We start from the raw sequence: 25,032 nt of genomic DNA, 5'->3' as shown, positions 1-25,032 counted from the left end.
CACTGGCCCTTTGCACAAAAAAACCGCAAATGCCGCGTTGAATTGTGCTTAATGCTCAAAAAACACAATTTCTTTCATTTTCGTTCGCTTACCTTTACAAACTTTTACCCAACTCGGGTAGGTTATTCACTAGAATAGCCCCATTAGAGCTATCACCTTTTTCAACTGCCTTTGCGCGAGATAATAATTACAATGAAAAAAACCATTATTGCCATTGCCCTGCTTGCGGTTATCGCCACAGCGGTGAGTTTTAGTGATGTCCTTCAAGCAGCCAAACCCGAAAGCGCTCCCCACCTTATGCGTACCGTTCCAGTGGTCACGGGGGAAGTCGTTGAATATCCGTTAGCACAATCTATCTCGCTTATCGGCAAACTCGCTGCCGAACGCGCGGTGATCATCGCGCCGCAAGTGACAGGTAAGATTAAGCAAGTCGCCGTGACCTCAAACCAAGCGGTGAAAAAAGGCCAGTTGCTCATCGAACTCGATGATATGAAAACCCAAGCCGCCGTCGCCGAGGCTAATGCGTTTCTCAACGATGAAAAACGTAAACTCAAAGAATTTGAAAAACTGATCAGCCGTAACGCCATCACCCAAACCGAGATTGACGCACAAAAAGCCAGTGTGGATATCGCCCAAGCACGCTTAGCTTCAGCCCAAGCCGATTTACATTACCACTCGCTGATTGCGCCGTTTGCGGGCAATACGGGTCTGATTAATTTCAGCGAAGGCAAGATGGTCAGCATAGGCACTGAATTAATGTCGCTGGATGATTTATCTAGCATGCGCCTCGACTTACAAGTGCCAGAGCATTTCCTGTCGCAATTAAGCATAGGCATGAAAGTGGCGGCCACCAGCCGCGCTTGGCCAGATGAAACCTTTATTGGCAAAGTTGTCGCTATCGATCCACGCGTCAATGAAGAAACCTTAAACCTTAAAGTGCGGGTGCAATTCGACAACCCCAAAAATCGCTTAAAACCCGGCATGATGATGTCATCCACTATCACTTTCCCTGCGATTTCAGCACCTATGGTGCCAGTACAAGCCCTTGAATATTCAGGCACTAAACGTTACGTGTACGTGGTTAGCGCCGATCACATCGCCAACCGCACCGAAGTGCAGTTAGGTGCGCGTATCGATAACCAAGTCTTGATTGAAAACGGTTTAAAAATAGGTGACAAAGTCGTGGTGCAAGGCTTAGTGAATATGCGCGATGGCCTGAAAATCAATGAAGTGACGCTTGATGCCAAGGCATCTACCCGTGCGGCTGAGCTTTCAAGCCCAAAAGCTACGGAGACTAAATAATGTGGTTATCCGATGTTTCGGTTAAACGCCCTGTCGTTGCCATCGTTTTAAGCTTACTGCTGTGCGTATTCGGCATAGTCTCCTTCTCTAAATTGTCGATACGGGAAATGCCCGACGTTGAAAGCCCTGTGGTCACCATTAGCACCAGTTACTCGGGTGCGTCGGCGGCCATTATGGAAAGCCAGATCACTAAAACCCTAGAAGATGAACTGACGGGGATCAGTGGTATCGACGAAATCACGTCGACCACCCGTAATGGTAGCTCGCGTATCACTGTGAAATTCCTCCTCGGGTGGAACTTAACCGAAGGCGTAAGTGATGTGCGTGACGCTGTGGCCCGTGCCCAGCGCAGGCTGCCTGAAGATGCGAAAGATCCTGTCGTCTCCAAAGACAACGGTTCGGGCGAGCCCTCCGTCTATGTGAATTTAAGTTCGAGTGTGATGGACCGCACTCAATTAACGGATTACGCCCAGCGCGTGTTAGAGGACAGGTTTAGCCTTATCAGCGGCGTGAGCTCCATCAGTATTTCTGGTGGTTTATACAAGGTCATGTACGTCAAGCTCAGACCCGAGCAAATGGCGGGCCGCAATGTCACAGTCACAGACATAACGAACGCGCTGCGCAAAGAAAACATCGAAACACCCGGCGGCCAAGTGCGAAACGACACCACTGTGATGTCGGTGCGTACCAAACGCTTGTACTACACGCCAAAGGATTTTGACTACCTTGTGGTGCGTACCGCCAGCGATGGCACGCCTATCTACTTAAAAGATGTGGCCGATGTGGCTGTTGGCGCACAAAACGAAAACTCGACCTTCAAAAGCGACGGTATCGTTAACATCAGCTTAGGCATTATTGCCCAGTCCGATGCCAACCCATTGCTCGTTGCCAAAGAAGTGCACCAAGAAGTCGATCGCGTACAAGACTTCCTGCCCGAAGGCACTAGCCTAGTGGTCGACTTCGACTCAACCGTATTTATAGACCGCTCGATTAACGAGGTGTATAGCACCCTTTATGTCACCGGCGCCTTAGTGGTACTCGTGCTGTATATCTTTATCGGACAAGCGCGGGCGACACTCATCCCTGCGGTAACGGTTCCGGTATCGTTAATCTCGGCATTTATCGCCGCTAACATGCTAGGTTATTCAATTAACCTACTGACATTGATGGCGTTAATCCTCTCTATCGGTCTAGTGGTCGATGATGCGATTGTGGTGGTCGAGAACATTTTCCACCATATAGAAAAAGGCGAAGAGCCCTTACTCGCCGCCTATAAAGGCACCCGCGAAGTAGGCTTTGCCGTTGTCGCCACCACGGCGGTATTAGTCATGGTATTCCTGCCGATTTCCTTTATGGAGGGCATGGTTGGACTCTTATTTACCGAGTTCTCCGTGATGCTGGCGGTGTCGGTACTGTTCTCGTCCTTAGTGGCACTGACACTTACCCCTGTACTGAGCAGCAAACTGCTGAAAGCTAATGTTAAACCGAATCGCTTTAACCGTTGGGTCGATCGCGGTTTTGCCCGCATGGAAAGCGTCTATCGCGTCGCAGTTACTCGGGCGATTAAACTTCGTCTACTCGCGCCCTTAGTTATTCTCGCCTGTATCGGCGGCAGTGCTTGGTTAATGCAACAAGTGCCGTCACAGCTCGCGCCGCAGGAAGACCGCGGTGTGTTGTTCGCCTTTGTTAAAGGCGCCGAAGGCACCAGTTATAACCGTATGACAGCCAACATGGACATAGTCGAAGACAGACTTATGCCCTTGCTGGGTCAAGGTGTGCTGCGCTCCTTCAGCGTGCAAGCCCCCGCGTTTGGTGGCCGTGCGGGCGATCAAACGGGCTTTGTGATCATGCAGCTTGAAGATTGGGGCACACGCACCGAATCCGCACAGCAAGCGCTTGGGATTATTAGCAAAGCATTGAAAGACATTCCCGATGTGATGGTTCGCCCTATGATGCCAGGCTTTAGGGGTCAATCGAGCGAACCGGTGCAATTTGTGCTTGGTGGTTCGGACTATGCCGAACTCTTTAAGTGGGCGCAGGTGCTCAAAGAAGAAGCCAATGCCAGCCCTATGATGGAAGGCGCCGACTTAGATTACGCCGAAACCACGCCTGAGCTTATCGTTACTGTTGATAAAGAACGCGCTGCGGAGCTTGGGATCAGTGTCGATGACGTCTCGCAAACCTTAGAAGTCATGCTCGGCGGTCGCACCGAAACCACCTATGTGGATCGCGGCGAAGAGTACGATGTGTACTTGCGCGGTGATGAAAACAGTTTTAACAACGTTGGCGATCTTAGCCAAATCTACATGCGTTCCGGTAAAGGCGAATTAGTGACGCTTGATACAGTGACCCATATCGAAGAGATTGCTTCGGCCCAAAGATTAAGTCACACCAATAAGCAAAAATCGATCACCCTCAAGGCTAACGTCAGTGAAGGTTACACCTTAGGTGAAGGCTTAAAGTTTCTTGATGCTAAAGCCATTGAATTATTGCCTAAAGATATTTCCATTGGCTACACCGGCGAATCCAAAGACTTTAAGGAAAACCAAAGCAGTATCTTCATCGTATTTGGTTTGGCCTTACTGGTCGCTTACTTAGTCTTAGCCGCGCAGTTTGAAAGTTTTATCAACCCATTAGTGGTGATGTTTACTGTGCCTATGGGCGTGTTTGGTGGTTTCTTAGGCCTACTGCTAACCAGTCAAGGGATCAACATCTACAGCCAGATAGGCATGATCATGTTGATTGGTATGGTGACCAAAAACGGTATCCTTATCGTGGAGTTTGCTAACCAATTGCGTGACCGCGGCTTTGAACTCGATAAAGCCATTATCGACGCTTCATCCCGTCGTTTGCGGCCAATCCTAATGACAGCCTTCACCACATTAGTGGGCGCTGTACCGTTAATTTTCTCGACGGGCGCAGGCTCAGAAAGTCGTATCGCTGTGGGTACTGTAGTGTTCTTCGGTATGGCATTCGCCACCTTTGTGACACTACTCGTCATCCCTGCCATGTATCGATTAATCTCGGCAGCGACCCATTCACCGGGATATGTTGAAGCTAAGCTCGAAGCGGCAATTAAAGCACAAGAGTTAGCGGCACAAGAGGCGGCGGCAAAGCAGCAGGAGCTTGCGCCTAAAGCCTAGCGCTTCACGCCTACTCATCAATGTAAATAATCACATAACAAAAAGCCAAGGCAATCAGTGCCTTGGCTTTTTCTATTTATATTTAAGCGTTTTTTGCTTTATGGGCTAAGCCCACATTTACACCTAATCTAACACAAAGCAGTGCACTTAACGTAATCACTATACCTAAATGGTGAATGATTCCTGCGCCGCCTAAACCCAGTCCCAACAGAATGTAATAAAACAGTCCGAAGAGTGCGCCAGCAGAGCCCGCATAGGTGCGGTAGTTTGCCAGAGCCGAGCTGAGTATGTTCGGAATCGCGATACCGTAAGCAATCACAATCAATAGCATAGGCGCTAAAAAGTAAACATTATTCAGCCCTATAAAGGTCGATTGGATCAGCCAAATCCCCAATCCACCGACAAGTGCAATAGCACTGGCTAAGCGAACCAGTCGTGCACCAGTGTGGCCTCGACCGAGCATTATTTTATTAACATAACTGCCAAGGAATGTACCAAAGCCTAACAGTAAGCCACTGGTACCAAAGGCAAGCGTCGATAACCCTTGCGCCTCAAACATAAATGGCGCCAGTGAAAAGTAGCTAAACCACATCAGATTAAACGCCGCCACCAACAAGGTGTTGTTAATAATCCCGCTGTCACTAAGCATCTTAATCGCTAACTCGCCTATCGCGATTTTCTGAGTATGTGCGGGTTTGGTTTCGGGTAAAGATTTTACCGACAAAAATAATAATACGATTGCATAGACCATGAGTGCGACAAACACCCCTTGATATCCCCAATACGCGCTGAGAATACTGCCCAATAGCAATCCGATAACTGGGCTTATTCCAAGTGACATACCCATTACAGAAAAAACTTTCGCTAATTCCTCTCCGCTATAACTGTCACGCATCATAGTTTGGGTAATCACAGAACCCACTGCCGCGCCAAAGGCCGACAATATGCGGGCCATCAACAACAGGCTAAAGTCGCTAACCATCAAGGCTAATGCTGAGCCAATGGCATAACAGACTAATCCCGCGAGCATCGCTTTACGGCGACCAATAATGTCTGCTAAGCGGCCCCAGCAAAATACGCCGATGGCAAAGGCCATAAAGTACACAGATAAGGTTTGTGATGCAGCGGCAACCGACACCGCAAAGTTTTCTGCAATATTAGGCAAAGCTGGGCTATAGATGGTTTCCATAATTTGCGGAAACATCATTAGCAGCACAACGAGCCCTAATGGTGGTTTTATATTCATGATTTTTAGTCCATTTCAGTCATCCAAATGAGTTGGTTTACCGAAATGTCGCTCCATACTTGTCAAAGATGGCGCAGTATAGATAAAATCCAAATGTGTCCATTAGCAACACTTAGACAAAAAACATCAAAAATAGGACAAAATGGCCTTTATTCTACCTGAACAGCAATTTAATCCAGACCAGCTGGATAATCTGGTCATTGGCATTGCCGCAGATATGGGCGAACACGACTCGGGAGTGCATTACCACAGAAAAGCACAACTGCTGTATGCCCCCACAGGCGTGATGAGATTCACCCTAGCCGATACTCAAATGGTGTTACCGCCAACGCGTGCGGCTTGGTTGCCAGCTGGCGTTAAGCACAGCGTCACCATGCGTAATGTGGTTGCCTATCGCTCACTCTACTTTGAACCAGAAACCGTCACTTCATTGCCCGATAAAGTCACTATTTTCCATGTAAACCCGCTACTCAAAGCGTTAATCGACACTATGTCGTTTTGGCCTTGGGACAAACCAAGAAGCACTCAACACAATGCCTTTTTGCTGCTCTGCGAAGAAGTGGGCCATGCCGCGGAAGAAAATCTGGCTTTACCCCTCCCACAGGATAAACGTTTAAAAAACTGGCTTGCGCAACTGCAACAGCACCAAAAACCGCCAGCCAATCTTAAGGATATGGCAGTAGAAATCGGAGCCAGTGAACGCACAATTAGCCGCATTTTTAGCGCACAGACGGGAATGGCTTATCAAGCATGGCGCCAGCAATGGCGTTTACTCTCGGCCATTGAACAATTAGCAGCGGGGAAATCGGTGGCGCAGGTGGGCTTTAATTTACAATTTTCCAGTGACAGTGCCTTTATCAGCTTTTTTAAGCAATATACCGGCACCACACCGGCGCAATATTTCAAATAAGTACTGGCTCGACTGACTTATAATCGTCGAATCGAGCCTTGCCTCATGTGCATCATGGCGCTAGCTGCGACGTTAGGCTTTCAGCGCTGGCGTGGTAGAAGACTTAAACCAAGCAAGCGGTCGTTGGCGGCGCGTTAACATGTTACCGAGCGCGACCAGCAAGAGTCCCACACTTGAATACCAAGTCCAGTGATAATCCTCAAACACGCTCGATACACTAAGCGCCACCACAGGGGTTATCACCAACAGATACGCCGCTGCGTTAGCGCCAATTCGCTCAACCAAGATCAAATAAGCGGTAAAGCCAATCACAGAGGCGATAACGGCTAAGTAGAACAAGCTGCCAAGATAACTCGTTGTCAGCTGTAAACTAAAGCTTAAATCTTTAAACCAGATGATCAGCAGTAACGCCGCACTGCCGTAGCACATGGCATATGCTGTCGAGGTAAAAGGCGACACATTATCGCGCGAGTTACGCATGCTGATCATGTTGCCAATCGAGAAAAACCACGTACCTAGCAGCGAAAACAGTAAGCCCAACACTAAGGTTTGTGACCACTGAGTCGCGAGCAAATCGGCGCCAAAGAGTAAGATAATGCCCCCCAGACCGACACTGACTCCTAACCAAAAGTTGCGGGTAGTGGGCGTGCCGTAAAAAATGCGGCCATGTATCGCATTAAAAATGGGCGCAGTGGCCATAATCACCGCCGTTAAACCGCTGGCGATATAATGGGTTGCAGTATAAAACGCGATAAAATTCAAACAAAATAGACACACACCTTGCAGTGCAAACCAAGGATGCTGCCTAAGCTTTACCGCTTGCAGCTTGTTAAAGGCAAAGCCGATGGCGAACATCAACAGGCTCGCTATCGCGAAGCGATAAAAAATCGAGACTTCCGTCGCCACCTCACCGTGCTGCCACTTAATGGCAATCCACGAAAAACCCCACACAAAAATCATCAGCAAATACATCACAGCAGCCATAATGAGTCCCCCCTCACCTTCATAAAATACTTAATTAGGCGAACTATACAGCGATGGCTTTCGTCCTTATGTCACCATCTTGTGGTCATAACACGATATTGCGGTTTTAATCGCGAGCGAACGTTGAGCCGCATTAATAAGTGCGATAATTTGGACAGACAAAACACTTAGCCAGTGAGATAACAAGGACCCCATGGAGCCCAAATACACCAGTTTTGATAAATCTGCTAAAACCTGTCTTCGCAAACAAGTGATTACGGAGGATTTATCTTGGGCCCATTATCAAAATGCGGGCGAGCGTTTGTATTACCAAAACGACACACAACACACGCTGAGCATGTATCTGGATGGCGGCTACGAAACCCACAGAACCGATATCAAAGCCGACTATGGTGCGCCCAGCAAGTTTTGCCTTATGCCCCAAGGCTGTCAAAGCCATTGGCAACTGGGACAACCGCAGCAGTTTATGCATTTGTATTTTAGCGATGAACATCTGAAGAAACTGGCGGTGCGAGTCTTTGATAAAGATCCACGCCAAGTGCGTTTACCTGAGCTGACCTTTGTCGATAATCCGAGGTTAGAGGCGCTATTTCGGCATCAAGTTGCCGGGCTCAATTGGCAAACCAGTGATAACCATCTGATGATGGAACAGGTAACCGACACTGTGCTGGTGACGTTACTGCAAAGTTCCGGCTTTAATTTGTCGGTGGGGCCAATCAAGGGCGGGCTAGCACCTAAAGTGGCTAAAGCGATCAAAGAGTTTATTTATTGCCATTCACATCGGCAGATTTACTTGTCTGAACTGGCCGAGATTGCCCAGCTTAGCGAGTACCATTTTTGCCGCATGTTTAAATGCCAATTTGCGATGACGCCGCAGGAGTATTTGCTGCAAGTGCGCATCGAAAAGGTCAAACAAAGCTTAAGTCATTCAACGCAATCCTTGACCGATATCGCCCTCAATAATGGCTTTGCCAATCAAAGCCACATGGGCCGTTACTTTAAAAAACTCAGCGGCATGTCACCGGGCGAATATCAAAAACATCATCAAGGCCGCTAGCAAACAAAAACGATTCCCCTGCTCGATTCAATCCTGCGTTAATCTTTGCCCACAGCCTGCGTTTAGGCACGCTGGTTAAACTCGGCATTAAAGGGATTACTTTTCAGTAGCATATGAAGTAGCAATGCTGATAAATCAAACGGTTCATTGGCATTATGAGCGTAAAATGTAAGTACAGAGAACATGCTCGCACTGGCAATGACTCAGTAAAGTTCACACTTTCGCGCCTTTCAAAACCGCCACACCAGTCTGTGTTATAGTCATCCCTTAGCTGCTACTGACGTGAGTACTCTGTGAAGAAAATCGCTTTATTTGTGGATGTACAAAACATCTATTACACCTGCCGTGAAGCCTATGGCCGCCAATTTAATTACCGTAAATTATGGCAACACTTAGGTTACGAAGGCGACATAGCGTTGGCCGTGGCTTATGCCATCCACAAGGGGGACGATGGGCAGTTAAAATTCCAGGACGCGTTAAAGCACATAGGTTTTGAGGTGAAGTTAAAACCTTTCATTCAGCGCAGCGATGGCTCGGCCAAAGGCGACTGGGATGTGGGGATCACTATCGATATTATGGAAGCGGCGAGTGAAGTCGATACTGTGATCTTGTTGTCTGGTGATGGCGATTTCGATTTATTGCTGCAAAAAATCCATCAAAAATATGGCGTTGAAACCCAAGTCTATGGCGTCCCTACCCTGACGGCTAAATCCTTAAGGGATGCAGCGTCTCAATTTCACCCCATCGATGCAGCGCTCTTGCTCTAGCGCAAATAAAAATGCTGCTATCCATCACGACAGCAGCATCTGAAGTTCACTATTTTAGCCATCAAAGTTACAACACATCTAATGATAGGTAATGTCCGAATACATAGGTGCGAGACGTTTTAGGAGGGCATTGCGGGTCGATAATGGTATGTGTTGCTCCTTCATCGATTCAATTAAATGGCCCACTAAGGCATCAAAATCCGCCTGAGTAATATTCAACCCTTGATGACTCAGTGCCATATTTTCACCGTGATACACGCAACCGCCATCAGCAATCAGACAAAAATGCTCAATGGCGCGCTCACGAAATAACGCGATATCCGTCTCTTGGAAGTGATGCACTATGCGTGGGTCGGCTGCTATACGGGCAAGTAAACCATCGACAATCGCCGATAAACCGGCTTCACCACCTAGCTCTTGGTATAAGGTTTGCGGGCTTGAGGTGCCATTATTTGAGTTAACCTGTGGCGCCGATGATTCAGCCGTTTGCACTGCGCAGCCAGTGAAAAAAAACAAAGCGGCGACAGGTAATAGCTTCAGCAATAAACGACTCATAGTGTTCCCTCCACCGACACATACCAACCTTGCTGATCGGCAAAACCCGCAATACTGCCTAAATTCGCATAAGCCGTGACCACGGAAAGATGCTTATTGATAAACCAAGCTAAAAACACATCTTGCCAATCATCTTCACGGGCAAAAGCTAACTCATTGGGTTTCTGGCGATATTCGATACCCAGCGCCACATTATCCGTCAGCAATACCGCCGCAGATGCTTCGAGCACAAACTGATAATCATTACTGGCTTGGGTACCAAAACCCAATAAACCCGTTTGATTCGCCTTGGTCGCACGCACTGTCCCATTAAGTAATAAATTACGCCCCGCCACCGCATCAAAAAACACTTTGCTGGCCGCAATATACACATCTAACCCCCAATCATCCCGCGCCCCAACCGCCTGAGGAATCGCAAAGTCATCGACTCTTTTATACTGGGCACCTAAGGTAATTTGCGGCATAGCCGTATAAAGTAACTCGCCGGCAAGCTTGTATTTTACCCCAAAGATATCTTGGCCTAACTCGCCGCCCATAGTATCTAAATCAAAGGTTTGCCGTGCAACGCTGAGCTCGAATCGATTATCAAAACTCAATGAAGCGCCAATCACTTTCAGCGTAAAGTCATCGACATAAACGCCTGTCGCCATCGCCGTAGCGGACCATTCATCGCTACTGCCATAACCGTTAATCACCGCCCATGGCACTATGCCTCCGCCAGCACTGCCCTCAATCGTCGTACCGCCGCCAGTCGCAACCACGCGGCTACCTTCGGCAAACGCAGGAACTGTGCCCAACAGTAAACACAGGCAAGGCAAAGCCTTCACATAATTCCAAGCTAATGAATTCAACTTCAATGCATTCATGGCAATGTTCACTCGCTACTCCGCTATATTCTTTCGAAGACGTCTAATTTTAACGCCTTTTGTGCGCTGTCTTGGGCAAATTAACTTATGTGTCTGAGGGATTTGCATGGTTAAACGCTTCAAACCACAGATCAAATTCAGCCGCTTTTAAGGGTTTTGAAAACACATAGCCTTGGATGATGTCGCAATTGAGGTTACGCAGGATTTCAACGCCTTCTGGTTCCTCAACCCCTTCGGCCACGACGGTAAACCCTAGACCGTGGATCAACTGAATGCTCGTGTTCACTATCATCACATCTTGGCTATTCGTGAGCATGTCTTTGATAAAGCTACGATCAATCTTCACTTCATTGACGGGCAAAATTTTCAAATAAGCTAAGGATGAATGCCCTGTGCCAAAGTCATCGATGGCGACCGACACGCCCATATCACGGAATCGCTGCAATACGCTCACCACAGTCTGTGCATCTTTCATCACAGCGCCTTCGGTGACTTCGATACAGAGTGCGCCGCTTGGCAGATTATTATCTTTTAATAAACTAGCAATTTGATTCGGCAAGCGGGTATCGACTAAATCATGGGCCGACAGGTTAATGGCCAGTTTTAGCAGCATACCCCGCTGCTGCCATGCGACTAATTGTTTAATCGCCTGCTTCAACACCCATTGGCTGACTATATCAATGTTGCCAGAGTTTTCAGCGAGTTGAATAAACTCATCGGGCGGGATAAACCCTAAGGTTGGATGCTGCCAGCGGATCAGTGCCTCGGCGCCAGTACACTGATTTAAGTGTAAATCCACCTTAGGTTGAAACACGAGATAGAGTTGGTTTTGCGCCAAACCTATGGGTAAATCGCGGATAATAGTCAGCTCACGCTGGTATTTCTCATCGGCGCCCTGACGATAACTGACAATGCGTTGCTCCTCGAGACAGGCTTGATTGAGGGCAATTTCGGCGCGGCGCACTAACACATCGATATCGGCACCGTTGCCATCGATTTCAAGTAATCCCGCCCGCACGGTAAGAGAGATATTTGAGCCTTGGATTGGAAATGGCGACTCCAACATATCCAATGATTTCAGCAAGTGCTCGGGACGAATACCTTGGCTATACAGGAGTAAAAAAGAGTCGCCATCTAATCGCGCGAGTAAATCCGGTGTGGGGGCTAATTGCTCTAAACGGCGGGCAAAAAGCACCAACAAGGTATCTGCGTTTGCAAAACCGATAATGTCGTTGATATGGCGAAAATGTTTAATATCCAGCAATACCATAGCGCCGGCTAGCTCATGTTTAAGATCCGCTAAATGCTGTTTTGCCGCAAAACGATTGAGCAATCCCGTCAAACTGTCGTGGCGGGATTGATAGACTAAATCCTTTTCCCGCGCCTCAATATCGTCGCGCATCAAGGACAAACTTTTGGCCAACACCCGCAGTTCTGCTGGCGCACCTTGAATACTGCCAGGCTGCTTACCTTGACCAATTTTACGGGCATAGGTTACCAGTTGATGCACGGGCTCAGTCAAACTGCCCGACAACCAAATCGCAATCACAATCGCCAGCGCTAAGGTCAAGGCAAAAATCAGCAACATATTATTGCGTAGATGCTGATAACTTTGCTGCCACTTGAGGTTTGACTGATGCAGTAGGGCTAATTGGCTGCCGTTATGATCATAAAGTTTGATCGCCATGGACAGATAATCCACGGGAATGTTCTCACTGGGCATTTTCAGTAGGCTGGGGAATAGGCTCGCCTGCTCTACCACACTGCGTTTTTCATCATCGGATAAGGTTGACGCGATTTCGGTGCGCCCCGTGGCTTGATTGACAAAGCTGACATCGATACTGGTAATGGCTTTAGCTTGTTGGGCGACTTTCTCATCCAATAGGAATCCCATTCCGACCCAAGCAATCAAGGTCGGCGCCTTCACGGGCTGCAACACAAACTGATAGCTGGCATGATCAAAATTAAGGATAGCTAAAGCATTGTTATTGCTGGTGGTCATATCGAATAAGGATTGAATGTCATCCTGAGTGAGTCCGGGCAGACTCGAGGTCAAGAGCTCTCCTTTTGGAGACAACAATACTGCAGCGTCGGCGCCGATACGAGAGCCGTGATTAGATAACACTGACTCAATGGTTTCTTGCTCGCCGGTGGCAATCGCGCGCTTAAAACCAAAATCGGCACTGAGCACAGACAAACTTTGGCTGAGCTGAATACCGCGATTCGAAAGGACTTCGAGAAACACATTGGCACCAATATCTAAACTTTTTTGTTGCTGTAAAAAGTTGTCCCTTTCGGTCGCCGTTAATACGGAAAATGCCGTGGCAAACTGCACTAGAGTCAGCACAATAAAGAAAACTAAAATCAGCCGTGCGCGAAAACTATTTAGCATGTAATGGCTTGCCTTGAGCATCGTAGTGGCCAAATCCCGACGGAGGGGCTGACGGTTTAGCTTGGCGCTCAATGTCTAAGGACAAACTGAGTTGATTCGCGCCAGTGGTTAGCATTAGCTCAGTCGGCTCGGAGGCCGCCTTCTGCCATGGATGCCAGAGTTTGACTTTATATTGACCGGCCGTAAGATCCTTAAACTGGATCTCACCTTTTTCGTCCGTCACCGCAACAATTGGGCTATCCGCCACATAGATAAATGCCTGCATATAATCGTGAATATTGCAGCCAAGTGCGACTAAGCCGGGTTTATCGAACTGAATCGGCGCTTCGGCTTGACCCACATACAGTTTAAGTTCGAAAGGCTTCGCCTCGGAAAAGGAATACACATGGTGACGAGTGCGATCTAGGTTAGGAAAATCTACCTTGGCGCCCTTAGGGACCGCCAACACAAAAGGGATAAAGGTTCGATTTTTTTGTGACATTTCATAATGTCCAACAGGCATAGCCTTATCGGGCATCACTGCCGGGATCAACTCCACAACAGTATCGGCAATCGCCTGCTGCTGTAGATCCACCAGCTTAATATTGAGCTCAGCAGCCATGACTTGAGGCGTCAGAGAGGCAGAAACACTCAGAACTAGAGCAAATAAAGCGCGATTTAAGATCATCAGTTACCTCGGGCATAGTGATGCAAGGTCAACAAGTACCTTAGCTGAGTACGGCGTAAAACAAACTATTTTTATTCGTGTAGCATTGTACATCACTAATATATCGAATATTCCATTGGAACCTATAGAAGAGCGCCAAAACAGTAATCATTCTAATCGTCCAACTGCCATTACGCACGAAAGTGACCACAAATAATGGATAAACAACATCATACACACATTTCAAGCACGGATAACCACAAGCGTTTGAATCGACTATGGCGCTTACTGAGATCAAATATCACTGCGAGTTCATTGGCTGAATAAAACAGTTGAATCTAGTCAACATAGGTCTGCCATGCACAATAAGCAATTTAACTAACACACTGCCCTAGCAAATGACTTTTTGTTGTTCATAGGCAATTAAAGCAAGCCCATATACTTCTGACTCTATCCATCTTTGACTGTAACTTTACCGGCAATCTAATCCCAACTTATCCCAACTAAAGATAGTCAGGTTTCATATTTTTCGCCGCGAACAAACAAAAAAGGCCTACTTGATGTAGGCCTTTTGTACGCATTTATCCATCGCGGGAAACAAGCTTAACTGACGGTTAGCTCTTTATGCTCTTCGGCTTTTTTACTGCCTCGCTTTGCCAGTGCGTAGTAGAACAATGGCGTTAGGATAAGACCAAACACAGTCACCCCAATCATACCGGCGAATACTGCAACGCCCATGGCTTGACGCATCTCAGCGCCTGCACCGGTGGAGAACACCATAGGCACAACTCCCATAATAAAGGCGATAGAAGTCATCAAGATAGGACGTAAACGTAATCTTGCTGCCTCTAATATCGCATCCATAGGTGCCATACCGTGATCTTGTTTCTCCTTTGCAAACTCGACAATCAAGATAGCGTTTTTAGTCGCCAACCCCACCAGCACTATCAGACCAATTTGGGTGAAGATATTGTTGTCACCACCGTAAATTAACACTCCACTGAGGGCTGAGAGCAGGGTCATTGGAATGATTAAGATAATCGCCAATGGCAAGCTTAAGCTCTCATACTGAGCAGCGAGCACCATGAACACCAGCAAGATCACCAGCGGGAAGACTAACAAGCCCGTATTGCCTGCTAAGATTTGCTGATAAGTTAACTCAGTCCATTCGTAGGTCATACCATTTGGCAGCGTTTCGGCGAGGATTTTCTCAATCGCTGCCTGCGCTTGGCCAGTACTCACACCTGCTGCTGGGCCACCGTTGATTTCAGCGGTCGTAAAGCCGTTATAGTGCATCACTCTGTCTGGGCCTGAGCTTTGGCTGACGTTGATAAACGACCCTAACGGGATCATATCACCATTCAGATTTGGCACCTTCAGCTGACTTATCTGCTGCGGGCTTTGACGGAACGCCTCATCGGCTTGCATATTCACCTGATAGGTTCGACCAAAACGATTGAAATCGTTGACATAGGTCGAGCCCATATAGGTTTGTAATGTCTGGAAGATTTGATCGAGCGACACTGCCTGCTGTTTCGCTTTAGTCCGATCAATATCCAGTTCAAGTTGTGGCACGTTCACCTGATAGCTGGAGAATATTCCGGCTAATTGAGGATCGGCCCACGCCTTGTACATCACTTGTTGGGTCACCTGATACAAGGCCTCATAACCAAGGTTGGCTCTGTCTTGAATTTGCAGACGGAACCCTCCTATAGTGCCGAGGCCTTGCACAGGTGGCGGCGGGAAGATGGCAATAAATGCGTCTTGAATACCAGCAAACTCTTTATTCAACTGCCCAGCAATGGCATTCGCCGACAGCGCTGGACTCTTACGCAATTCAAAATCATCAAGCGCGACAAACACCACGCCTGAGTTAGGACTATTAGTAAAACCGTTGATGCTAAGGCCTGGGAAGGCAATAGAGTGCGCCACACCTGGGTGATTAAGGGCAATCTCAGACATCTTTTTGATAACGGTATCGGTACGTTCAAGGGATGCAGCATCGGGCAACTGAGCAAACGCCACTAAATACTGTTTATCTTGACCCGGTACATAACCCGTTGGTGTATGAGCAAATTGCACGCCCGTTAGCGCTACCATGCCTAAATACACTAGGCCGATAATGCCGCCAAAACGGATCACTTTACGCACTAACCAACCATAGCCATCGGATGCTCGGCTAAATAAGCGGTTAAAAGGCGTGAACAACCAACCACCGAGCAACTTGTCCATTAGACGGGTTAAACCATCCTTCGGTGCATCATGGCTCTTGAGCAATAACGCGGATAATGCTGGACTCAAAGTGAGTGAGTTAATCGCCGAGATAAAGGTCGAAATAGTGATAGTCAAGGCAAACTGTTTATAGAACTGCCCAGTTAAACCACTCATAAACGCCGTGGGAATAAATACCGCCGCCAGCACTAAGGTGGTTGCCACAATCGGACCGGTCACTTCTTTCATCGCCTTTTGCGTTGCCGCAACTGGGCTTAAACCAGCGGCAATATTACGCTCGACGTTTTCGACCACCACAATTGCATCGTCCACCACAATCCCGATGGCGAGCACGAGTCCAAACAGCGACAGTGCGTTAAGCGAGAAGCCGAGCAAATGCATAAAGGCAAAGGTACCAACTAACGATACAGGCACAGCCACCAGCGGAATAATTGAGGCGCGCCACGTTTGCAAGAACAGCACTACCACTAACACCACCAGCAACACGGCTTCAAGCAAGGTTTTCATCACCGCCTCAATCGAGCCGCGCACGAACACGGTTGGGTCGTAAACGATTTCGTACGTTAATCCTTCGGGGAATCCTTTAGACAATTCAGCCATTTTGGCGCGCACATCATCGGAAATCTGAATCGCATTTGAACCCGATGCTTGGAACACTGGAATCGCCACTGCATCTTTGTTATCCAGCAGTGAGCGCAGCGCATAACTCGTCGCACCCAGCTCGATACGAGCCACATCCTTCAAACGATTCACTTCACCGTTTTGACCGACTTTGATGATGATATCTTCAAATTCAGACAGTTCAGTTAAACGGCCTTTCACGTTAATCAAGAGTTGGAAGTCAGCACTACCACTTGGCTGAGCGCCTAAACTGCCCGCTGCCGCCTGTTGGTTTTGCTCACGCACGGCAGCAATAATGTCCGCAGGTGATAAACCCAGAGCAGAAACTTTATTCGGGTCGAGCCAAATACGCAGGCTGTATTCCCCAGCGCCAAACAAGCGTACCGCGCCCACACCTTTAATCCGTGCGAGCTCATCTTTAACGTTCAGCGCCGCATAGTTAGACAAATACAACATGTCATAACGGTTATCCGGTGACAGCAAATGCACCACCATGGTCAAGTCTGGCGATGACTTTTCGGTGACTATGCCTAAGCGTTGCACTTCCTGCGGCAGACGCGGCATAGCGCGATCGACTCGGCTCTGGACTTGGGTTTGCGCCCTGTCCACATCCGTGCCAATGGCAAAGGTGATGGTCAAGGTCATGCGTCCATCGGACGTCGCTTGGGATGACATGTACAACATGTCTTCGACGCCGTTGATTTCCTGCTCCAGCGGCGAAGCCACGGTTTCGGCAATCACTTTAGGGTTAGCGCCCGGGTAGTTAGCGGTCACAACGACTGTGGGCGGCACAACTTCAGGGTATTCAGTGATCGGCAGTTGCCAAACGGCAATCGCCCCTGTGATAAAGAACAGCAGTGAGAGTACGGCTGCAAATATCGGTCTTTTAATAAAAAACTGCGATAACATGGTGTTCTATTCCTTAACCGCGGCTAACCGTTTCGACCGCTTGCGCCGTCAAAGTATCTTGGTTTTTATCTAGGATTAACTGGGCTTGGCGTAATGCTTCGAGCTTGTCGCTGTCGACCATTTCAACCATGTGCGGATCAATTTGCATCTTAGGCCGCACACGCTGCATGCCGTTGACGACAATCTTGTCTTCGGCTTCTAAACCTTGAGTGACTATACGCAGCCCTTGGACTTTCTCGCCTAAGCTCACGCCGCGATATTCGACTAAACCATCGGCACCGACGACCAACACAAACTTATTGTTCAGATCTGTGCCAACGGCTTTATCGTCAATCAAGATACCTTCATAAGCGCCACTACCTGCGGTGCGAAGGCGGGCAAACAAGCCAGGCAATAAGCTATTGTCTTCATTGTCAAAAGAGGCTCTCACGCGAATGGTACCGGTCTGTTTATCCATCGCATTATCCACAAAGTCGACCATGCCGATATGTTGATAATCACGCTCATTGGCTAAGGCCATGTACACAGGGTTGTCGCCAGCGCGGGGATCATTACGTTTCTTCTCGGCCGTTAATTTCACGTATTTAAGATAGGTTTGCTCATCCACATCAAAATAGGCATACATGCTGGCGGTAGAGACTAAGCTGGTCAGCACACTCTGCCCTGCGGTGACATAATTGCCCGCGGTGACATTCGCGTAGGACACGCGACCATCAATCGGCGCTTGTACTTGGGTATAAGCTAAATCAAGCTCGGCGCGCATCAGCGCCGCTTTCACCGAAGCCACTGCTGCCGCGGTCTGACGTTTGTTCGACTCACGGGTATCGAGTAACTCAGCGGATACCGCTTTTTGGTAAAACAATTTATGGGCTCGTTCGAAGTCATTGGTGGCCAGTTGCTCAGCAGAGAGTGCGCTAGCAAGATCTGCTTTTAACCGGGCCACTTCCGCTTCAAAAACACTGGGATCGATGCGGAATAACACCTCGCCTTTTTTCACTAAGGCGCCTTCTTTAAAATTCACTGAGTCAATATATCCAGATACACGTGGGATAAGAGTGACACTTTCTGGCGCCTGTAAACGGCCGGTAAACTCGTCCCATTCGGTCACTCGCTCATGCAATACTTGAGCGACATCCACCATAGGCGCACTCGGTGCTGGCCCATGCTGCGCTGTTTGCTCACCACAAGCAGAAAGAACGAAAGCGGCCACAGCCGTTAACATCATTATTCGTAAGGGTTTATTGCTCTTCATATTACTATCCTCAAAGTGGCGGGCATGTCACGCTGTTCGAACCACACACATTTAAATACCGACTGGTAAAAAATATTCTGTACTGGACGGTAATGTATAGCGTAAAATGACTCTGTCAACAAATTTATGTACCGATTGGTATAAAATTAAAGGCGCGCACTAACCTTTACTTTGCAATGCGCCCTTAGGCGGAAAGCCACAAGTTTGATCTTCAAAGCATTTTTATGAATATTGAGGCGAACGCTGACTGACACGGATTGAATGCTGAACTTAGGTGACACCTTGGATGACTAAGTAGACAAATCCCCTTAGTCGGTCATCAGTCAGCAAGTGTGGCTGGACACGGACTAAACCCATGTCTATCCTAGGGGCAATTGAGAATTGAGGAGCCTAATGATGTCAACCGTCACCCCGACGCCCTGTGTAGGTCGCCCACGTGCCTTCGACACTGACGATGCATTAGCCAAAGCCTTAGAAGTCTTTTGGCGCAAAGGTTTTGAAGGTACGTCGTTAACCGATTTAACCCAAGCTATGGGCATTAATAAGCCAAGCCTTTATGCCGCCTTCGGCAATAAAGAACAGTTATTTCTCAAAGCGATAGAATTATATGAACAACGCCCCTGTGCGTTTTTCTATCCCGCACTTGAGCAGAAAACCGCCTATCTGGTGGTCGAGTCGATGCTGCTCGGGGCTGCGAGCTCTTTTGTGGATAAAAGCCATCCGCAGGGATGTTTGATTGTTCAAGGGGCATTAACCTGCAGTGAAGCAGGGCAAGCGATTAAAGATACCTTGATTAATCGTCGTCGCGACGGTGAAATCGCTCTGTGCGAACGACTGCAACGCGCCAAAGATGAAGGGGATTTGCCCGCAGATGCCGAGCCGTTACTGCTTGCCCGTTATGTAGGCACAGTTTTGCAAGGCATGGCCGTACAAGCGACCAGTGGGATTTGCCCGAATGAATTACGCAAAGTCGCCGAGCTAGTGCTAGCTAACTTTCCGTGCAATGATGAGTCCTGATCCATAAATCCTAATGCATAAATCCTGATGTGCACAAACAATAACCCCAGTCGAGTCCTCACTTACTGGGGTTTTATTTATGCTTTGCTTTATTTCTGCCCAGCCATTTACTTCTGCACAACCAAGAGTTCTCTAAACAGTTGTCTGAGTCGTTTCAATAATGGCAGGCTGCTTTTATCTTGATGCTGGATCACATCGACGTTTGCATACCAGCCTATCTGCTCAAACTCTATAGGGACCCGAGTCAAGTTGCCCGATAAAACTGAGCTGGATGCCATGTGCTCTGGCAACAGACACCAACCATGGCCCTGTAATACGAGCTCCAATAACACGTAATAGTTATCGGCATACCAAACATCAGGACTAAACGCCTGCTGAAAACTACTGGTTTGAGTATTACGTGAGCGGATGAGTAATTGTCGATACAGTCGCAATGCGTCCATGTTCGGTGCAACTGATTTTGCTAAGGGATGCGAACTCGCCACATAAAGATCGAATTTAATCACCCCGATACTCTCAAAATCTATGCTACTTGGCATAGATAATTCACTAAAGATCAGCCCTGTTGATGCTCTTCCAGAATGCACCATGTCGATAATATCTATGCTTGAGGCACTGAGAAATTCGAGTTCGATATTAGGAAAATCACTTTCTAACAACCGTATGATTTCGGATATTCTCTGTATCGGAATACCTTCATCCACCGCAAGGCACACTTCTGAAGATTGACGACCAAAAAGCGATAAGGCGGTATGTTTGAGTCTACGATGTTGAAGAATCGTCGCTCTTGCGTAGGGCAGTAATTTACTGCCTTCGGCCGTTAATACTGGGTAACGACCCGAACGGTCAAATAACTCAACCCCACAGTCAATTTCAAGATTCATCACATGCTGGCTAACCACGGATTGTGCTTTCTTAAGTTGCCTTGCGGCATTCGAAAATGAACCAGATTCTACGGTTTCCATAAAGGCTTCGAGTTGTTCGAGACTAAACATATTGCTTTTACCGATACTATCTAACTATTAGTTATCCCTATACTAGATAAAATTATGGCCATAGTCACATTGAATGAATGGGAAATAGCCATGAAAACGACAGAACGTATCTTTAACGCCTTACTCTTTGAAGCGATTGCACTCGCGATTATTATCCCGGTTTCTGCCCTCATATCAGGCAAGGGAACCAGTGAGCTTGTCATAGTCGGTATCGCTTTGAGTCTTTATACCGTGGTATGGAACTACTTCTACAACCTAGGATTCGACAGGGTATTTGGGGCAAATCGAGAGCAACGCACTTTAAAAACCCGAATACTGCATACCTTTGGATTTGAAGGGGGACTTATTTTCATTAGCATACCGACCATCGCCTGGTTTCTACAAATAGGCTGGTTGGCAGCCATGGGCTTAGAAGCAGTTTTTTTAATCTTTTTCTTCTACAGCACCCTATTCCATTGGTGCTATGACAAGTATCAGCCCTATAAGACTTGGTTTACGATGCAAGCCACCAAGGTCAAATAGCCCAGCCAACATCAACACAACACACCATCAAACGAACCTCACTAAGCACTTTAGCGGTTCGTTTGATGGCCGTTTTGAAACCTATCCATTTCAATTTCTTCTACTTAGCAAAAATGCTAAGCCTGTTCATTCGTTGCCCAGCGCAAAATCCCACTTAAATATGGTAAACACAGTAAACGAAAGTAATAGACCCGCACACAGCGAACTGAGGTTGTTGAAATATCCTATGAACATCACAAAAGTACTCGCTATCAATAATTAATATTCAAATCATTAGTCTAGATATAATTCTTTATGCTATAAAAGCCATATATTAAGCAGGGAGATGGAAGCAAAATGCGTGTAGGGAACAGAGTGAAGCTCAGGATGCAGCAGGCATTAAATTTGCCATCAGCATTGATACTTAGCATCGTTTTATTACTCGCATCCATGGCTTATAACATGGCATTCGCCCAAGAAAGCAATGCCGTGCCCTCAGAATCGCAGCCTCAGGCGATAACCTTAGCCGCAGAAGACAGTTGGCCGCCCTTTGCCAATCAATTTGGCCAAGGCATTTCCCATCGTTTAATCCAAGCCGCCTTTAAACAATCGCATATTGAAGTAAATAGCTTAGTCGTGCCCTATTCTCGCGCCTTGATGATGGCAGAAAAAGGCGCCGTAGACGGAGTATTTAACGTCACCCGCGAGAACAGCACCGAACAGCGTTTCATCTTCGGTAAAACCCCATTATTTATCGCCACTGCATCTTTTTATCAAAAGAAACAGAAGCCTATTTTGGCTGACAATAAATGGGCGCTACCTAAAGGCACGGTTATTGGGGTGATTAAAAGCTATGAGTATGGCGATGATTTTCCCAAGTTAGTCAAACAGCAACAGCTCAATATCGTCACCGTCGCTAATCAGCAGCAGCTAATCAATTTATTGTTGATTGGCCGCATAGATGCCGCATTGATGTTCGACTTAGTCGCCAAGGAAAACCTGAAAAAAATGGGCGTGGATGATGACGTCATTCCAGTATTTGCTAACCACAGCAGCGATATTTTTTTGGCTTTCTCGAAGGAAAACCCACAGGCGCAGACCTTAGCGACCCAACTCGATGCTGGCTTATCACAGCTAAAAGCCACAGGCCAATATGACAAACTGCTCTTAGTCGCAGACTAATCCCCTATCGCTGCAAGCGAAGGATAGATTACCGCTGCGAGCGAATGATCTCTTGATTTACCCAATATAACAGCTGCTTGATAGCCTTAGACAGGATCTGATTCTGGCGCACAATATAGCCCAAACTGGTTGTGGGAAATTGTGGCAGAGGAGTCACTTTAGTGGTCAAATTCGCCTTAGTATAAACCGAAAACTCAGGCACTATCGCCACCCCAAACCCCGCCTCGGCCCAATCGATTTGCGCGTCAACACTGCCCACCTCCATAATTCTGTAATTAGGCAAATTCAGCGACGGCAGTGCGGGATCGAGCAATTCGCGGGTTCGCGTATCATGGCCCAGTAAAATCAACGTCGGTTGCTCAGCCAAGGGCGTATCCACAGAGAGGTTTGCCTGCTGCCATTGTTGTAAATTGTCCCCTATTGCACACCATTTTATCTGCTGTAACTCAGTAAAATGCAGCGGCTGACTCTCCTTTTGCGCGATCACAAACCCTAAATCGGCCTCAGCATTTTTCACCAGTTCAGAAGCTTGGGATGATGTGGTATTGAGCAGAGAGAAATCGATCCCCGGAAACTCCGCCTTAAAGAGCTGAAACGGCTGGATCAACAATAACCGCGAGATAATGTCGCTGGCGGCAATGGTCAAGGTGCCCTGACTAAGGTCGTTAATCGCATTGAGATCCGCCTGACAAATTTGCAGCTCCATTAACGTTTTCTGACTGCTCTCTAACAGGCGAAATCCCGCTTGCGTTAATCGAAAGGGATTACGGTCAATCAGCTTGACTCGAGTGCTTTGCTCTAACTGCTTAATATGCAAGCTAACATTAGGCTGCGTCATATGCAGCGCCGTGGCCGCTTTGCCAAAATGCTTATGTTCAGCCAAAGTCACAAAGGTCTTTAACCAATGGATATCGAGCATAAAACCTCCTTTTGCTGCGTGTTAGCGTTAATTATAGCCAATGATATATGAAATCCTTATTGAGATGATAACCATAATTAATTTCTCTTATTCAAATGACGGGTCTAGCATAGCGTCTTAATCAATGAGGAGATGTTGTTATGCCGTCGATCGTGGTTGTGGGTGCAAATTGGGGTGATGAAGGCAAAGGCCGCATCGTAGATTATTTAGCCGCGGATGCCGCTGCCAGTATTCGCTTTCAAGGCGGTAACAACGCCGGACATACCGTAGTCAACGACTATGGCACCTTTAAATTACACCAATTACCGAGTGGCATTTTCAACCCTAACTGCATTGCAGTATTGGGCCCTGGCATGGTGATCAGTCCAGAAAAACTCAGTATAGAAATTGCTGAAGTACAAGGGACCGGTGTTGATGTTAAGTTATGCATTTCTGACCGTGCGACCCTGTGCTTACCTTTGCATGCATTAGAAGATACCTTAGAAGAACAACGTCTTGGCGATTTAGCCTATGGTTCAACCCGTCAAGGGATTGCACCTGCCTATGGTGATCGCGTGATGAAAAAAGGCATTTTAGTCGGTTGGTTAAACCAACCTGAAGTGCTGCAAGAACGTATTCAATTTATGCTCGACTGGAAAATGCCACAATTAAAGGCACTTTATCCAAGCTGCGATTTTAATCAAACCGCCGCTGAAATGACCGCATGGTTGTTAGAAGTGACTGCGCCATGGCGTCCATTTATTTGTAATGTGACTGAGCCATTAAAAGCATTACAAAAACAAGATGCAAGCTTACTGTTTGAAGCGCAATTAGGTGCTGGCCGCGACTTAGTCTACGGCGAATATCCTTATACCACCTCATCAAACGTGACTGCGGCTTACGCAGGTATCGGTAGTGGTTTACCTGCCCTGCGCCCAGAGCGCGTGATTGCTGTGGCGAAAGCCTTTAGCTCATCTGTGGGTACTGGCACTTTAGTGACAGCTATGGAAGAGCAAGACGCTTTCCGTGAAAACGCCAATGAATTTGGTGCAACCACAGGCCGTCCACGTGACATGGGTTACTTCGATGCTGTTGCCACCCGTAATGGTGTGGAGCTGCAAGCGGCAACTGAAATTGCCCTGACTAAGATTGATTGCCTGTCAGGCATGAAAGATCTGAAAATCTGCGTAGCCTATGAAGGTGAGCACACTGAGAACCCAATTTGGCCACAAACTGCCGCGTTGAGCCCAGTGTATGAGCAAATGCCAAGCTGGAGCGAAGATATTACCGGTTGTCGCACCTTCGAGAGCCTGCCAGTGGCAGCACAACACTATGTTGAACGTATTGAAGCCCTAATGGGTGTGCGCGTTAGCATGGTTTCTGTTGGACCTGAGCGCGATCAAATGATCATCCGCTAGTCGCGAAGTTTACCCTACAAAAAAGCCATATTCGCTTCGTTGAATATGGCTTTTTACTTTTATATCGTTTGTCATTGAAGAATCTCTCAAAACCTTGGTAGCTGCGATTCACATATCTAGTACTAAGTATCTGATATTC

General features: G+C 47.5%; 19 protein-coding genes. 9 read left to right on the top strand and 10 right to left on the bottom strand.

Annotated elements, in window-relative coordinates; all coding sequences use genetic code 11:
* The first annotated feature begins 192 nt into the window (after positions 1–192).
* A complete protein-coding gene (locus MO387_RS02400; RefSeq protein ID WP_107948649.1) occupies positions 193–1,302 on the top strand; it encodes an efflux RND transporter periplasmic adaptor subunit in 1,110 nt (369 codons plus the stop codon).
* Positions 1,302–4,445, top strand: a complete 3,144-nt coding sequence (locus tag MO387_RS02395; RefSeq protein WP_107948651.1) for a multidrug efflux RND transporter permease subunit — start codon at positions 1,302–1,304, stop codon at positions 4,443–4,445. The genes MO387_RS02400 and MO387_RS02395 overlap by 1 nt, the downstream gene beginning before the upstream one ends.
* 82 nt (positions 4,446–4,527) lie before the next feature.
* Here MO387_RS02395 and MO387_RS02390 read toward each other — a convergent pair whose 3' ends face one another.
* Positions 4,528–5,691 (bottom strand): multidrug effflux MFS transporter, encoded by a 1,164-nt coding sequence (locus MO387_RS02390; RefSeq protein ID WP_107948653.1) that lies wholly within the window; start codon positions 5,689–5,691, stop codon positions 4,528–4,530.
* A gap of 142 nt (positions 5,692–5,833) precedes the next feature.
* On the opposite strand from MO387_RS02390, the gene MO387_RS02385 reads away from it, so the two are divergent.
* Positions 5,834–6,601: a helix-turn-helix transcriptional regulator gene (locus MO387_RS02385; RefSeq protein ID WP_107948656.1), complete on the top strand. Its 768-nt coding sequence runs from the start codon at positions 5,834–5,836 to the stop codon at positions 6,599–6,601.
* Between the two features lie 72 nt (positions 6,602–6,673).
* On the opposite strand, the gene MO387_RS02380 is transcribed toward MO387_RS02385, so the two are convergent.
* Positions 6,674–7,585, bottom strand: a complete 912-nt coding sequence (locus MO387_RS02380) for an EamA family transporter (RefSeq protein ID WP_107948658.1) — start codon at positions 7,583–7,585, stop codon at positions 6,674–6,676.
* A 193-nt stretch (positions 7,586–7,778) separates the two neighbouring features.
* Here MO387_RS02380 and MO387_RS02375 point away from each other — a divergent pair, with 193 nt between their 5' ends.
* Together MO387_RS02375 and MO387_RS02370 are read left to right on the top strand one after the other, a co-directional pair.
* Positions 7,779–8,642 carry a helix-turn-helix transcriptional regulator gene (locus MO387_RS02375; RefSeq protein WP_012089838.1) on the top strand — a complete coding sequence of 288 codons (864 nt, stop codon included), beginning with the start codon at positions 7,779–7,781 and terminating at the stop codon, positions 8,640–8,642.
* 293 nt (positions 8,643–8,935) lie between these two features.
* Positions 8,936–9,409, top strand: coding sequence for an NYN domain-containing protein (locus MO387_RS02370; RefSeq protein ID WP_012089839.1), 474 nt, complete (start codon positions 8,936–8,938; stop codon positions 9,407–9,409).
* A gap of 78 nt (positions 9,410–9,487) precedes the next feature.
* Here MO387_RS02370 and MO387_RS02365 read toward each other — a convergent pair whose 3' ends face one another.
* The 6 genes from MO387_RS02365 to MO387_RS02340 all read right to left on the bottom strand — a co-directional run bounded on the left by MO387_RS02365 (position 9,488) and on the right by MO387_RS02340 (position 18,882).
* Positions 9,488–9,964, bottom strand: a complete 477-nt coding sequence (locus tag MO387_RS02365) for a group 1 truncated hemoglobin (RefSeq protein WP_107948660.1) — start codon at positions 9,962–9,964, stop codon at positions 9,488–9,490.
* Entirely contained in the window at positions 9,961–10,830 is an 870-nt protein-coding gene (locus MO387_RS02360) for a DUF3034 family protein (protein ID WP_107950284.1), read from the bottom strand. Before MO387_RS02360 ends, MO387_RS02365 begins: the two co-directional genes overlap by 4 nt.
* Before the next feature lie 85 nt (positions 10,831–10,915).
* Positions 10,916–13,222, bottom strand: a complete 2,307-nt coding sequence (locus MO387_RS02355; protein ID WP_107948662.1) for an EAL domain-containing protein — start codon at positions 13,220–13,222, stop codon at positions 10,916–10,918.
* Positions 13,212–13,889 (bottom strand): methylamine utilization protein, encoded by a 678-nt coding sequence (locus MO387_RS02350; RefSeq protein WP_071938367.1) that lies wholly within the window; start codon positions 13,887–13,889, stop codon positions 13,212–13,214. Before MO387_RS02350 ends, MO387_RS02355 begins: the two co-directional genes overlap by 11 nt.
* A gap of 582 nt (positions 13,890–14,471) precedes the next feature.
* Positions 14,472–17,630, bottom strand: coding sequence for a multidrug efflux RND transporter permease subunit (locus MO387_RS02345; RefSeq protein WP_107948664.1), 3,159 nt, complete (start codon positions 17,628–17,630; stop codon positions 14,472–14,474).
* Positions 17,631–17,643: 13 nt separating this feature from the next.
* Positions 17,644–18,882, bottom strand: coding sequence for an efflux RND transporter periplasmic adaptor subunit (locus MO387_RS02340; RefSeq protein WP_107948667.1), 1,239 nt, complete (start codon positions 18,880–18,882; stop codon positions 17,644–17,646).
* A 393-nt stretch (positions 18,883–19,275) separates the two neighbouring features.
* On the opposite strand from MO387_RS02340, the gene MO387_RS02335 reads away from it, so the two are divergent.
* The gene (locus MO387_RS02335) at positions 19,276–19,899 is read left to right on the top strand and encodes a TetR/AcrR family transcriptional regulator (protein ID WP_107948669.1); all 624 of its coding nucleotides are present in this window, start codon (positions 19,276–19,278) and stop codon (positions 19,897–19,899) included.
* 107 nt (positions 19,900–20,006) lie between these two features.
* Here MO387_RS02335 and MO387_RS02330 read toward each other — a convergent pair whose 3' ends face one another.
* On the bottom strand, positions 20,007–20,894 hold the full coding sequence (locus tag MO387_RS02330; protein ID WP_107948671.1) for a LysR family transcriptional regulator: 888 nt from the start codon (positions 20,892–20,894) through the stop codon (positions 20,007–20,009).
* Positions 20,895–20,984: 90 nt separating this feature from the next.
* Between MO387_RS02330 and MO387_RS02325 the strand changes: the two genes are divergently transcribed.
* Both MO387_RS02325 and MO387_RS02320 read left to right on the top strand, forming a co-directional pair.
* Positions 20,985–21,416, top strand: a complete 432-nt coding sequence (locus MO387_RS02325) for a PACE efflux transporter (RefSeq protein ID WP_107950286.1) — start codon at positions 20,985–20,987, stop codon at positions 21,414–21,416.
* Positions 21,417–21,752: 336 nt separating this feature from the next.
* Complete coding sequence (locus MO387_RS02320) at positions 21,753–22,577, top strand: transporter substrate-binding domain-containing protein (protein ID WP_107948673.1); 825 nt, start codon at positions 21,753–21,755, stop codon at positions 22,575–22,577.
* Between the two features lie 28 nt (positions 22,578–22,605).
* On the opposite strand, the gene MO387_RS02315 is transcribed toward MO387_RS02320, so the two are convergent.
* Positions 22,606–23,496: a LysR family transcriptional regulator gene (locus MO387_RS02315; protein ID WP_006082669.1), complete on the bottom strand. Its 891-nt coding sequence runs from the start codon at positions 23,494–23,496 to the stop codon at positions 22,606–22,608.
* 140 nt (positions 23,497–23,636) lie between these two features.
* Between MO387_RS02315 and MO387_RS02310 the strand changes: the two genes are divergently transcribed.
* Positions 23,637–24,893, top strand: a complete 1,257-nt coding sequence (locus MO387_RS02310) for an adenylosuccinate synthase (protein ID WP_107948675.1) — start codon at positions 23,637–23,639, stop codon at positions 24,891–24,893.
* Positions 24,894–25,032 lie beyond the last annotated feature (139 nt).

Origin of the sequence: Shewanella sp. N2AIL, assembly GCF_022690845.1 — a bacterium.
Classification (GTDB): Bacteria; Pseudomonadota; Gammaproteobacteria; order Enterobacterales; family Shewanellaceae; genus Shewanella; species Shewanella baltica.
This window is presented reverse-complemented; position numbering and strand designations above follow the sequence as displayed.